Raw genomic sequence first — 14,006 nt, 5'->3', positions numbered from 1 at the left:
TTTAAAAAAAACCTACTCATTCTCTCCTATCTTATCGACCATAAAAATCATTAAAATACCCAAAAGAGCCATAATTAAAAAAGCCCATTTCATACTCAGGTATTCTGAAATAAAGCCCACCATTGGCGGAACCAGTAAAAAACCAAGATAACCAATTGTAGATATAGAAGTTATGGCAGAACCACTGTTTAATTTAGAAGATCTTCCTGCAATACTAAATACTAAAGGAACCACACAGGAAACTCCAAAACCAATTAAAACATAACCAAAAATTGTTGGATAAGCATACGGCAGGATAAAACAAATGGCAAAACCTGCTGTAATTAATATACCACTATAAAGCAGAATTTTTTTAATACCAAATTTCATTACTCCATAATCTCCAAATATACGTCCTAAAGTTACTGCCGTTGCAAAAAACACAAATGCAGCACTGGTTAATTTTGGAGAAGCTTTCAAAATATTTTCAAAATAAATACCGCTCCAGTCATACATGGTGTTTTCACAAGCCATTGAAACAAAACAAATTACAGCAAATTTTATCAGGTTTTTTTCCGGCATTGCAAAGAATTTCTTTTTAACAGGAACAGGTTCATTATGAATACTCAATGGATAAAAGCAAGCCGTAAGTGCCAGCATAAAAACACTTACCCCTAATAAATGATGGGAAGGCGCAATACGTTGTGTTACCATTACATAGCCCAGACCGGCTCCTGCAAAAACAGCCATGCTCCAAACAGCGTGAAAACGGGTTATGATTGAATTTGGATATAATTTCTGAACTTCAAGAGATTGCGCATTAATCGATAAATTAAAAATATTACGCGAAGCACCAAAAATTAAAAGTACAATAACCAATTGCCACACAAAAGCTACTAACCCCGGTAAGGACAGTACAATATTAAACATGATAGCTCCTAAAAGCATGATATAGCGACTGCTGTGTTTGTTTAGTAATTTTCCGGTAAAAGGCATTGTCAGCATTAATCCAATCGGGAATGCGAATAAAACAGCTCCAAACTGGGCTTCAGATAAATGTAGCTGTGCCTGAATATGCGGAATACGGGATACCCATGAAGAATATCCAAAACCTGAGAGGAAAAAAAACACAGTATTGGCTAATCTATATCCTTTGGGAGTATTCTGTATTTTTTTAAAAAAGGGAATGATCATTAAGTCTTGTCAATTTAATTTGACTGCAAAATTAGGGTTTTTAAAAGCAACTTCCCTTTTTAAACTTTTCTAAAATTCTTTAAAACAGCAAAACAATTAAATGCTTAATATTTTATAATAAAAAATATACTTAATATAATTTTTCTCCCTTTTTAATAAATACCAACAAATTATATACAATCAGTCTAAATAATATTTGTTAAAGAAGTATTAATTTCTACATTTGCCTTGTTTTTATTTATTCTAAATAAATGTAATTAATTAACCAAATTTAAATGACAATGAATTACCAAAATCTGAAGACATTACGTTTTCTACTTTCTATCAGTGTGCTATTTTCAGCTTTCAGCATTTTTGCTCAACAAAACAACGGAAAAATTAAAGGAGTAATCATAACCTCTGACGGAGATGCCGCTGCAGGCGTAAATGTTATTCTTAAAAACTCTAAATATGGCACAATCTCTAATGAAGATGGTGTTTTTGAATTCAACAGAGTAAAAGCAAATACTTATACTTTACAGGTTTCATTGACCGGTTACGAAACTTTAGAACAGGAAGTGAGTGTTTCCGAAAATGAAACAACATCATTAGAACTGCAATTAAAAGTTTCTAATAAAGAATTACAGGAAGTTGTAGTAAGCGGTAAAAAAAGCATCTTATCCAAAAAGACCGATTACGTAGCCCGAATGCCAATATCAAATCTTGAAAACCCACAGGTTTACAGTGTAATTCATAAAGAGCTTTTATTGGAGCAAGTTGCCGTAAATATTGAGACTGCTATTCGAAACAGTGCCGGTGCTGTACCTGTAAGTTACCCTTCAGGTGGAATTGGTATCGGATTCAGAGGTTTTACCGTTGGAGTTAATGCCCGAAATGGTATGGAAACAGTAACAGGACGTTCCTCAATTGATCTTTCTAATGTAGAACGAATTGAAGTTATGAAAGGACCTTCCGGAACTTTATTCGGTTCATCTGTTTCTTCTTTTGGAGGTGTAGTTAATCTCGTAACCAAAAAACCTTTTAAAACTACCGCATCTGAAGTGTCTTATACAGCAGGAAGTTTTGGTTTAAACCGACTTACTGCCGATGTAAATACGCCTCTGAACAAAGACAAAACAGTTTTGTTTAGAATTAACATGGCTGTTAATAATGAAAAGAGTTTTTTAGATTATGGTTTTAACAAATCACTGGCTATAGCTCCAACCCTTACCTATATAGCAAACGATAAACTTACTTTTAATCTTGATGCCGAATTATATAATTCAAACAACACCAGAAGAACTTATAATACTTATGGTACAACTTCCGGTTTAACCAATCCTGCTGAATTAAAAATAGATTATAAAAAATCTATGTTCCATGATGATAATGATGCTAAAACTTCGGCTACTAAAATTTTTGCAAACGCTGAATATCAAATTTCAGAAAACTGGAAATCAACAACCCTATTTTCTTTTGTAGGAGAAGATGTTGAGCGCAGTTATCAAAGTTATGCTGTCTGGAGTTCTCCAACTCAGGTAGCCCGAAGAGTTGGTTTATGGGGACCTATATATAATAATTACACCAACATACAGGAAAACATTAATGGTCAATTTTCAACATGGATTTTTAAACATAAATTATTAACTGGTGTTAATTACAGATTATTCAGCGGAAATTTCTCTGGAGGCACAACATTTACTCTAGATAATATTGATGTAACAACAAATTTTACCCCAATCAGAAGAAAAGCCGTAGATGCAGGATTAGCATTAACAACATCTCCGGTTGGAGATCAGGAAACTTTTAGCGCCTATGTTTGTGATGTAATCAACTTTACTAACAGATTATCAGCGATGCTAAGTTTACGTTTTGACAATTTTAATCGTGATAAAGCCGGAACTGTAATTGCATTTCACCAAAATGCAATTTCTCCTAAATTAGGACTGGTATACGAAATTGTCAGAGGTCAGGTTTCTGTATTTGGAAATTATATGAACGGCTTTCAAAATGCTGCACCTGTAACTCAGCCTAATGGAGGTCAATTAATTCTCGATCCAATCTATGCAGAGCAATTTGAAGGAGGTATAAAGGCAGAGGCATTCAATAATAAATTAAGTGTTACAGCAAGTTATTATGAAATTAAAATTGATAATGCTACAAGAACATTCATTGTTACGGGCAATGTCTTACCTACATACATACAGGATGTAAAACAAGAAAGCAAAGGGGTAGATTTTGAATTAATTGCAAAACCAATAAACGGATTAAATATTATTGCAGGGTACGCTTATAACGACAATCGTATTTTGAAAGCGACCAATCCTGCCCTTGAGGGAAATAAAGCCGCTAGCTCTCCAGAAAACGTAGTCAATTTTTGGACAACTTATACTTTACAAAATAATTTTAAAGGACTGGGTGCCGGCCTAGGAGCCAATTATGTAGATGACAGTTACTTCACAGTAGATAATACTTTTTACATGCCGTCGTACATGATCTACAATGCCACTCTATTTTATGACCAGCCTAGCTGGAGAGTTGGTTTAAAACTAAACAACATAACCAATAAAAAATATTGGGATATTTGGGGAGCATCACAAGCACCGACAAACCTTCTGGTAAGTTTATCATTAAAATTTTAAACCAAATTACAATAAAAAACATCTCGTTTCTGTGCAAAAACGGGGTGTTTTTTTAATCATAATAACAATTTTATTTAAACTGTTGTAGCATTACTAAACATGACATTTAAAAATTTTATAAAGAAAGTACACTTATGGTTGGGATTAGCTTCAGGTTTAATCGTAATTATACTTGGAATTACAGGCTGCATATATGTTTTTGAAGAAGAACTACGCCCGATAGTTCATGATTATTATTATGTAGATCAGGTACAAAATAAAAGATTCCCCGTTAGTCAATTAATACAAATTGCAAAAGAAGCCAACAAAAGCAATCCCAAACAAACACTTTCAGGATGCAAGGTAATTAATGATGAAAAACGTACCGTAATGATCTGGTTTTTTGAAGAACTTGATAAAGATGCTATTTGGTACTGGAATCGTTATCAGAGTACCTACGTTTATTTAGATCCCTATACAGGAAATGTAAAAAAACTTGAAGAATACAACTTTGAGTTTTTTGTTTTTGTACGAATGCTGCATCAAACACTATGTTTTAACAGTAAAATAGGCGATCCAATTGTAGGAACTGCAACGATAATATTTATTATTTCATTAATTACAGGTCTTATACTCTGGTGGCCAAAAAACAAACAGGCAGCCAAACAACGATTTTGGTTCCGATGGAAAGATACTACTAAATGGAAACGTAAAAATTACGATTTACATAATATCCTAGGGTATTACATGATAATTTTTGCTTTGATTATTGCGCTTACAGGATTAGTCTGGGCTTTTGAATGTTATGATAAAGGAGTGCAATGGGTCTTTAATGGAGGAAAGACTATCGAAAAAGATTCTAAAGTTATTGAATCTGATACTGTTCACTATACCGAAAAAAAACCGGTAGATAAAATTTACAATACCGTAAAACAACTCCAGCCAGAAGCCAAAAGTTACTTTATGTTTATGCCTAAAGCAAATGATTCATTAGGGACTGTTGGAACTTTTATCAAAAATAAAAGCCGTTTTGATGACGTTTCTGTTCAGTTTGACCAATACACCGCAAAAAAACTTAAAACTACGACTTATGAAGACAAAAATAATGGTGAAAAATTTAGATTCATCAATTATGATTTGCACGTAGGAAGTATTTTGGGATTTCCCGGTAAAATACTCGCCTTTATTGCCAGTTTGGTATCAGCGAGTTTACCCGTTACAGGTTTTTTGATTTGGTGGGGAAGAAATAATAAGAAAAAGAAAACAACTGCCTAATTAGATACTAGCGCAATAAGAATAATCATTTTAAAACTAAATAATTAACCAATTAAAATAATATGAATCGTTCTAATAAACAAATTCAAAGTTTTGTATTTATAATTTATTCGTTCTTATTCTTTTCGCTTAGTTCTGTTGCCCAACAGAACAACGGAAAAATAAAAGGAAATATTACTACTTCTGATGGTGAACCTGCAGCCGGTGTAAACATTATCCTTAAAAATTCAAAATATGGAACAATTACAAATGAAGACGGTAATTTTGAGCTAAACCGTATAAAAGCAAACACTTACACCCTGCAAATTTCATTAACGGGTTACGAAACAGCACAACAAGAAGTAATTGTTACCGAAAATGAAACAACCACAATTAATTTACAGTTAAAAGTTTCTAATAAAGAATTACAGGAGATCGTAATAAATACTAAGAAAGCAAATAGATTTGCAGATAGAGAGACCGTTTATGTAGCCCGAATGCCTCTAAAAAATTTAGAAAATTCACAAGTGTACAACACCGTGAGCAAAGAGTTGATAAAGGAGCAGCTGGCAACAGATATGGCACAAGCCCATAGAAATATACCCGGAGCTATCCCCGGAGCTGCCGGAGGCGGAAGCGTTGGTATTGTATCCAGAGGATTTACAAGTTATCAATCACTTAGAAACGGTATGAATTCTGCCGCTATCGGTCCTGAAGACCCTGTTAATATTGAACGTATTGAAGCCATAAAGGGACCTGTAGGCACTCTGTTTAGTAATATTTCTACCAGTTTAGGAGGAGTTCTTAACTATGTTACCAAAAAGCCATACGAAACCTTTGGAGGTGAAGTATCTTATACAACCGGCAGCTATCAGCTTAATCGCGTAACTGCTGATGTAAATGCGCCACTCGATAAAGAAAAAACATTATTATTCAGAGCAACAGCTTCTTATCAGACAAGAAATGGTTATATTAACGGTGATGGGGCGCTTTGGGCAAACAGTTATTCTTTTTCTCCTAAATTAACTTATAAAGTGAATCCAAATCTTACTTTAAATTTTGATGCCGAGATCGTTAGTCAAAAATACAATGCTACTTATGTTTACACCATTAATCCGTCAGTTACAGTCAAAAGTTTAAAAGATTTACTGCCTTACGACAAAAGTTTAAGCAGCAACGGTCTTACCAATTATAACTTTATGAATAATATAAATGTTACGGCAAATTATAAAATTTCGGATAGTTGGACTTCTCAAACCAGTTATATGTTTTCTGAAGGACATTATCCAAAACAATATTTATATTCAGCTGCTACTTTCACAAGCAATACTTCTGTTAACAGAGTCGTTGGATTATGGGAACCTGATAATAAATTTGGTCAAACACAGCTACAACAAAACTTTGTTGGTGATTTTAAAATAGGTATACTTAGAAATCGCATTGTGGCAGGTATTGATTGGTCGCAATATTACTATGGATTAAATCGTCCAGTATCATTGGCAAACGGATATACAGATACAGTAGATCTAACCAAACCTATTCCCGAAATTAGTCAAACTCAGGTAGAAGAGGCAAATTCATTAGTTAAATACAATTTTAGAAGTTCTAAATTGGATCAATATAGTGCTTATGTTTCAGATGTGTTAAACGTTACAGACAACTTACTGGTAATGGCTAGTTTGAGAGTTACCCGAGCTATAAATAATGGTATATACTCACAAAATTCAGGATTAACAACCGGTAATTACAACCAAACACAATTTTCCCCAAAATTAGGTATCGTTTATCAGGTACTGAAAGACAAAATATCACTTTTTACCAATTACAATAATGGTTTTATAAATATAGAACCTGCTCAAACTGCACCTAATGGAGATATGACAGTATTTAAACCACAACAAGCCAACCAGGCTGAAGGAGGTGTGAAATTCAATTTATTTAACGGAAAATTAAGCAGTACATTCAGTTACTATGACATTCAGGTGACTAATGCAGTCTATGCCGATCCTACAAACGCAGCCTATAAAATACAAAATGGAACACAGCGTAGTAAAGGGTTTGAAGCAGACATCATTGCTAATCCTATTACCGGACTGAATATTGTTGCCGGTTATGGATTTAATGAAAATATATATACTAAAAACTCAACAGCTCTTCAGGGTAAATTTTCAACCTTTGCACCTAAAAACATTGCAAATCTTTGGATTAGTTATAAAATAATGAATGGTAAATTAAACGGTCTTGGTCTTGGTGCAGGAGGAAATTATGTAAGTGACTCCTGGTTCAATACGGCTAATACTTTTATATTCAACGGCTACACTGTCGCCAATGCATCTATTTTTTATAGTACTGAAAAAATCATCCTAAACCTTAAGCTAAATAACATTACCAATGAAGAGCATTATATTGTAGGAACAGGTACACCTCAAATGTTGAGAAATATTGCAGTAGGTTTTACATATAAATTATAAATACTCTTTTTTAGTTTTTTTTATTGAAATCCCCCTTTTTATAACAGAAGGGGGATTTTTTTTCCAGTAGCAATAAAATTTTTAGATTTGCACCTTTCAGTAATGATTTAATTTTCTATTGTACAAATACCATGAACTATCTTAACCTACGCATGCCGCATTTTATTTTTATAATTTGCTTATTTCTAATTTCTGCCACAAAAACTTTTGCTCAAAACAATGGAAAACTAAAAGGAATTATAACCACATCAGATGGAAATCCGGCCGCTGATGTAAACGTTATTCTTAAAAGTACAAAATACAAGGCCATCACAAACGAAAATGGTTTTTTTGAATTCAACAGAATTAAAACAAACACCTATACTTTACAAGTTTCCCTGACAGGTTACGAGACTTTACAAGAAGAAGTGACTGTTTCAGACAACGAAATAACTTCTCTAAATCTTCAATTAAAAGTTTCAAACAAACAACTTCAGGAAGTAACAATATATAATAACAATAAAGCAAAGCTTTTTCCGAAACAAAGTAATTATGTTTCTAAAATGCCCCTGAAAAATATTGAAAATTCTCAGTTATATAATGTAGTTACAGCTGATTTATTAAAAGAACAAGGCATAACCAATTATGAAGATGCCTTAAAAAATGTTCCCGGAATTCATAAATTATGGGAATCTACAGGAGCTGCCGGAAATGGCGGGTCCTTTTATACCTTGCGTGGTTTTGTAACGCAGGCAAATATTGTAAACGGAATGCCTGGATTAACAAACGGTAGTCTGGATCCTGCTAACATTGAAAAAATAGAAGTGATAAAAGGCCCATCCGGAACTTTATTTGGCAGCAGTCTTATTTGTTACGGCGGACTCATAAATACCGTAACTAAAAAACCATATTCGGGTTTTGGTGCAGAAGTTTCTTATCTTGCCGGGAGCTTTGGGCTTAACCGCGTTACAGCCGATGTAAATACAGCTGTAGATCAATCTGATAATGTTTCCTTAAGAATCAATGCCGCTTATCAAACAGAAAACAGTTTTCAGGATGCGGGTTTCCGAACTTCTTATTTTGTTGCTCCGGTTCTTTCTTACAAGGTTAATGAAAAGTTATCTTTCCTGATTAATACTGAATTCATGCAGGAAGAAAAAACAACACCAACAATGCTACTTTTAGGAAGAAGCAAACCTTTGCAATTTGCTAATATTGAGGAATTAAATTATAATACAAAATTGTCTTTCACTAACAATGACTTATCCATAAAAAACCCGAAATACAATTTGCAGGCACAAATGAATTATAAAATATCAGATCAATGGACTTCGCAAACCGCATTATCCAGAGGGTCTACAAAATCTAAAGGCTACTACTCTTATCTTAATGATAATCAGAATGGAAATGGAGATTTTACAATTGTTATTACAAAAGAGAATTCTTTTACCACAACTACTGATATTCAGCAAAATTTTGTTGGTGATTTCAAAATTGGCAAAATGCGAAACCGCATTGTAATAGGCCTTGATTATTTTCAAAAAGATGTCATGTATGGAGGTACCGGATGGCCAGGAGTATATAATGTTACTCCTCAGGGAGAAATTAGACAATATGATGAAGATAATCCGAATTATTTAACGCAGTCATCTGTAGACAAATTACTTTCAAATACCGCAACCAGTAATTACACTTCCAGAAATAATACCTACAGTGCTTATGCTTCTGATGTAATCAATATTCTTCCTAAATTGATTGCAATGGCAAGTTTACGCATTGACTATTTTGATAATGAAGGCGATATTACAAATGACAAGGATGACTATGACCAAACGGCTTTATCCCCTAAATTTGGTTTACTATATCAGCCAATTGAAGACAAATTATCCATATTTGCCAATTACATGAATGGTTTCAGAAATGTATCTCCAGGTGAAGGAAGAGATTCTGACGGAGTTTCTACAGGAATCCAAACTTTTAAACCGGAGCATGCCAATCAATTAGAATTTGGAATTAAAGCAAATCTTTTAGCTGACAAATTAAATGCTACTGTAAGTTATTATGATATCAATGTTTCTAATGTCGTTACCACTAATCTTAATTACAGTGTCCAGGGAGGTGAAATCCGCAGCAAAGGTTTTGAATTTGATTTGAATGCTTCACCTGTAAAAGGTTTAAATATTATTGCCGGATACAGCTATAATGACAGTAAAGTAAACAAAGGAGATACCGATAATGTCTGGCTTGAAGAAGGTAAACGCCCAATGTCATCAGGACCAGAAAATTTAGTAAATCTATGGGCAACTTATAAATTTAATTATGGAGCCCTGAAAGATTTTGGCTTAGGTTTTGGAGGAAATTATGCCAGTGAAAATGCAATCGTAAACAGTGATAAACTTGGTAAATTTGTATTGCCTTCTTATACGGTCATGAACGGTTCTGTTTTTTATGACTCAAACAAATTCAGGATTGCTTTAAACATCAATAACATTGCAAACAAAGAATATTTTAATGGTGGATGGGCAACTGTAAACCCTCAAAAACCCAGAAATGTTGTAGCGAGTTTTAGCTATAAATTCTAAAAACATAAATATATTAAAAGGAACTAACGTAAAAAATTAGTTCCTTTTTTAATTTTTAAGTTTGCTTGGCAATTGCCTGACAATATACAAAAAAAAGAGATAATTTAGTTAATTATTTTTAATTATTCTAAATAAATATTAAGTTTGCGGGAACTTAATTATAAAACAAATTCTACTATGAAATCAAATTCATTAAAAAAACTAACATTTTTACTTTTAATGTTAGTTTCTGCTCCATCCTTGTTTGCACACGCCTTGTGGATTGAGACTAAAGCTGCCGGCACAAAAGGAAAGGCTCAGGAAATATCGGTTTACTTTGGTGAATATTCAGATAATGATATTACTAAAGCTGATAAATGGTTTTCAGATTTGAAAGATTTTACATTAGTAGTAATTTCTCCATCAAAAAAAGAAACTAAATTAACTTCTAAAGCTTTAGAAAATAAATATCAGGCCTTTTTTACTCCTGATGAAGACGGCGTTTATACCATTGTGATGCATCATACAGTGAAAGACGTTTACGGTACAATGAAACTTGATTATAATTCTAGTGCTACAGTTACTGTTGGTACTGCTGTTAAAGGAAACGAAGCTACTGCAAATTCAAATATAATCAGTTTATTTTCTAAAGATCTAACAAGCGCAAAACAAAAAAACAAAGTAACTGTAATTGCTTTGTATGAAGGAAAAATTGCAAAAAAACAAAAAATAAAAGTAATCGCCCCAAATGGCTGGGAAAAAGAACTATGGAGCAATGAAAATGGCGAAATCTCTTTTACACCTATCTGGTCAGGTAATTATATGGTAGAGTTTGCTTATACTGAAAAAGCTTCAGGAGATCATAACGGTAAAACTTATGATGAAATTTGGAAAATGGCAACTTATTTAATTACCGTAAAATAATTCATTATATTACTTTAAACACATTAAACCTTGCTCAAAACAGCAAGGTTTTTTTATAGCTATTTTTAACCGATTTAAATAAAGATAGTTTCAAATTTAAGTAAATATTAATTTTATTTTAATGTAATTTTAATGTATATAACAGTCTAAATATTTTGTTAAAGCATCTGCCTGTCATTATATTTGCAGAAAATTATCTTTATTAAATCTAAATAAATAACATGAAGAATAAATTACTGCTGGTTTTATCATTAATAAGTTTTATTTCATACAGCCAAAATCGCCCTGAATCTGAAAACGATACTGCTACAGCAATTAATGATACTGTAAAAAATAAAAAGGGAGAAATTCTAAATGAAGTAATTGTTACTAAAGGTAAAGAACCAAAACCTGTAACTGCCGTTCGTTCCGGATTAAAACCAATGGATAATCCTCAAACTGTACAAGTTATTGGTTCTGAAGTTATCGAACAGCAACAAGCTATCAGATTGAGTGAAGTTCTTAAAAATGCCAATGGTGTTTATGTAAGTTCTGCTCGTGGTGGTGCACAGGAATCATTTTTCTCAAGAGGATACGACATGTCTGCTAACAATATGTTTAAAAATGGGTTTCGTTATAATGCAGGTTCCATTCCGGATATTTCAGGTTTAGAAAAAGTTGAGTTTCTAAAAGGTGGTTCTGCTTTATTATTTGGAAATGTTGCACCGGGCGGAATATTGAACCTGGTAACCAAAACACCATCATTTACCAGAGGAGGCGAAATCTCAATGCAAATGGGAAGCTATGCATATTACAAACCATCTATTGATTTTTACGGGCCTCTTAGTAAGTCAATTGCTTTTAGAATTAATGGATCTTATGAAAATTCAGAAAGCTTTAGAGATGTGGTAAAAAACGAGCGTTTGTATGTAAATCCATCGTTGCTATTTTTTATCAATCCAAAAACACAAATTACGGTTCAGGGTGATTATTTAACTGCTGACTGGACACCTGATTTTGGAACAGGAATTATTGGGAAAACTATTTTAGACATTCCTCGCAATACTTATTTTGGTGCTCTTTGGTCTACAGGAAATACAAAATCTTCCAGCGCTTCTGTATTGTTGAATCATGATTTCAACAAAAACTGGAAGCTTAATTTTAATGGTTCTTTCCAGAATTATAACAGAACTCAAAAATCTACTGCACAAATATCCAATTTAGATGATATTAAAGTATACCCTGTTCCAGGTTATTGGAATAGAGCATTAACTCAGGCTAAAAACTTAGAACAAATTTTTGGAGACCAATTAAGTCTGCAAGGAAATTTCAATACCGGATCTGTAAAACATCAAATATTTACCGGTGCTGATTGGGAAAACTCTTTCACAACTGCTTATACTTTTGTATTCTCTCCTGCAAATTATGATACTATTTATCTTTTCGATTTTGACCCTTCAACGCAAAAAAAAGATATTCCTAATGCACGAAATACTCAAATTTTAAAAACTGATGCCAATCGTTTTGGAGCTTATTTTCAGGATTTAATTTCAATAACTGAAAAAATTAAAGTTCTTGCTGGTATTCGCTGGTCCTGGCAAGAAACAGAAGTTACTACCTACAAAGAAACATCTACAGGTGCAGGAAATCCACAAGACGCAATACCAACGGTTGCTCCAAAACGTTTAGACAATGCATTTTCGCCAAAAGCAGGATTGATATTTCAACCAACAAAAGATATGTCATTATTTGCCAGCTATTCAAATTCATTTACTCCTAATACAGGAAATACTTTCAACAGCCAACCACTTAAGCCTTCTATTATTGATCAATATGAAGCTGGTATTAAAAAGGAGTTTTTTAAAGGACTTTTGAGTACAAATATAACCGTTTACCAAATTACAAATGATAATTTAGTACAAACTGCAGTATTTATGCAAGATGGTATAACTCCAAATTCTGATACCAATATTAAAGTAATGAGTGGAGAAACAAAAAGTAAAGGGGTTGAAATTGATATTGCAGGAAAACCAGTTGAAGGCTTAAGTGTAATTGCAGGATACAGCTACAATGATATGCGCTACACTAAAACATCAGGAAAAAATGGAAGCTTTATTGAAGGTGACAGAGTAGCAAGAACACCTCAAAACACGGCTAATTTAAGCTTTTTCTATACTTTGCAGTCAGGATTCTTAAAAGGTGTTTCTGTTGGAGCAATTGGAAATTATATCGGAAAAAGAATTGGTGGATGGAACAATCAATACAGCACAGATCCTAAATATCCTGACGGAATCTGGTACAGAGAAATTCCTTTAGAAGGCTATACCACTGTTGATGTTTCAGCTGGATATAACTGGAAAAAGTTCTCTCTTTTATGTAAACTATCGAACATCACAAATGAATTAAACTATACTGTACATGAAAATTATAGTGTAAATCCAATTGCCCCTCGTCAGGTAATGGTTAATTTAAAATACAAATTGTAACCTAAAATCAGGTTTTCAACTTTACTAAAACTTTTTCTGCCTCTTTCATTTTTGAAATGCAGAAAAAGTTTTTTCTTTTAAAATAAAAAGTATTTTTGTCCAAAGAACTTCAATTATTACAAACCGATTTATTTACTAATATAGAAAACATGCCTAGTCCAGTTTCAGAATGCCTTTATTGTCAAAACAATGACACCTTACACCAGTTAATGATAAAAGTTGCAGACTTAAAAGTATCTCAGCTTTTCCTTTTCAAAGAACAATCTTACACAGGCCGCTTAAATGTAGTGTACAACGATCATGCTGTTGAGTTTTACGAATTAAGCGATGAGCAACGCAATTTATTCATGGAAGATGTTGCTACAGCCGCAAAAGCTATTGCAAAAACCTTTAATCCTGACAAAATCAATTATGGAGCTTTTAGTGATACTTTATCACATTTACACATGCATATTGTTCCGAAATACAAAGATGGTTACGGATTTGGAAGTGTTTTTGAAATGAATCCTCAAAAAACCTATTTGTCTGATGTCGAATATGATGCTCTTATTGAAAAAATTAAAACGAACTTGTAGTTCA

General features: G+C 33.1%; 8 protein-coding genes. 7 read left to right on the top strand and 1 reads right to left on the bottom strand.

Features of this window, described 5'->3' with window-relative positions; genetic code table 11:
* Positions 1 to 12: 12 nt before the first annotated feature.
* The gene (locus FLV_RS19225) at positions 13 to 1,173 is read right to left on the bottom strand and encodes an MFS transporter (RefSeq protein WP_243236380.1); all 1,161 of its coding nucleotides are present in this window, start codon (positions 1,171 to 1,173) and stop codon (positions 13 to 15) included.
* A 281-nt stretch (positions 1,174 to 1,454) separates the two neighbouring features.
* Here FLV_RS19225 and FLV_RS19220 point away from each other — a divergent pair, with 281 nt between their 5' ends.
* From FLV_RS19220 to FLV_RS19190, 7 genes are all read left to right on the top strand, one after another.
* The gene (locus tag FLV_RS19220; protein WP_243236379.1) at positions 1,455 to 3,794 is read left to right on the top strand and encodes a TonB-dependent receptor; all 2,340 of its coding nucleotides are present in this window, start codon (positions 1,455 to 1,457) and stop codon (positions 3,792 to 3,794) included.
* A 99-nt stretch (positions 3,795 to 3,893) separates the two neighbouring features.
* Positions 3,894 to 5,048: a PepSY-associated TM helix domain-containing protein gene (locus FLV_RS19215; protein WP_243236378.1), complete on the top strand. Its 1,155-nt coding sequence runs from the start codon at positions 3,894 to 3,896 to the stop codon at positions 5,046 to 5,048.
* A 62-nt stretch (positions 5,049 to 5,110) separates the two neighbouring features.
* Positions 5,111 to 7,498 carry a TonB-dependent receptor gene (locus FLV_RS19210; protein WP_243236377.1) on the top strand — a complete coding sequence of 796 codons (2,388 nt, stop codon included), beginning with the start codon at positions 5,111 to 5,113 and terminating at the stop codon, positions 7,496 to 7,498.
* A 131-nt stretch (positions 7,499 to 7,629) separates the two neighbouring features.
* Positions 7,630 to 10,059: a TonB-dependent receptor gene (locus tag FLV_RS19205; protein ID WP_243236376.1), complete on the top strand. Its 2,430-nt coding sequence runs from the start codon at positions 7,630 to 7,632 to the stop codon at positions 10,057 to 10,059.
* A gap of 177 nt (positions 10,060 to 10,236) precedes the next feature.
* Positions 10,237 to 10,962, top strand: coding sequence for a DUF4198 domain-containing protein (locus FLV_RS19200; RefSeq protein ID WP_243236375.1), 726 nt, complete (start codon positions 10,237 to 10,239; stop codon positions 10,960 to 10,962).
* Between the two features lie 221 nt (positions 10,963 to 11,183).
* Positions 11,184 to 13,427, top strand: coding sequence for a TonB-dependent siderophore receptor (locus FLV_RS19195; protein WP_243236374.1), 2,244 nt, complete (start codon positions 11,184 to 11,186; stop codon positions 13,425 to 13,427).
* Positions 13,428 to 13,522: 95 nt separating this feature from the next.
* Positions 13,523 to 14,002, top strand: a complete 480-nt coding sequence (locus FLV_RS19190) for an HIT family protein (RefSeq protein WP_243236372.1) — start codon at positions 13,523 to 13,525, stop codon at positions 14,000 to 14,002.
* Positions 14,003 to 14,006: the final 4 nt, after the last annotated feature.

Origin of the sequence: Flavobacterium pectinovorum (assembly GCF_022802975.1) — a bacterium.
Taxonomy (GTDB): Bacteria; Bacteroidota; Bacteroidia; order Flavobacteriales; family Flavobacteriaceae; genus Flavobacterium; species Flavobacterium pectinovorum_B.
This window is presented reverse-complemented; position numbering and strand designations above follow the sequence as displayed.

What these genes read in the sequence shown, in the direction of transcription:
- FLV_RS19225 (WP_243236380.1), bottom strand. Translation starts at nt 1,173, where the DNA reads ATGATCATTCCCTTTTTTAAAAAAATACAGAATACTCCCAAAGGATAT.
- FLV_RS19220 (WP_243236379.1), top strand. Translation starts at nt 1,455, where the DNA reads ATGAATTACCAAAATCTGAAGACATTACGTTTTCTACTTTCTATCAGT.
- FLV_RS19215 (WP_243236378.1), top strand. Translation starts at nt 3,894, where the DNA reads ATGACATTTAAAAATTTTATAAAGAAAGTACACTTATGGTTGGGATTA.
- FLV_RS19210 (WP_243236377.1), top strand. Translation starts at nt 5,111, where the DNA reads ATGAATCGTTCTAATAAACAAATTCAAAGTTTTGTATTTATAATTTAT.
- FLV_RS19205 (WP_243236376.1), top strand. Translation starts at nt 7,630, where the DNA reads ATGAACTATCTTAACCTACGCATGCCGCATTTTATTTTTATAATTTGC.
- FLV_RS19200 (WP_243236375.1), top strand. Translation starts at nt 10,237, where the DNA reads ATGAAATCAAATTCATTAAAAAAACTAACATTTTTACTTTTAATGTTA.
- FLV_RS19195 (WP_243236374.1), top strand. Translation starts at nt 11,184, where the DNA reads ATGAAGAATAAATTACTGCTGGTTTTATCATTAATAAGTTTTATTTCA.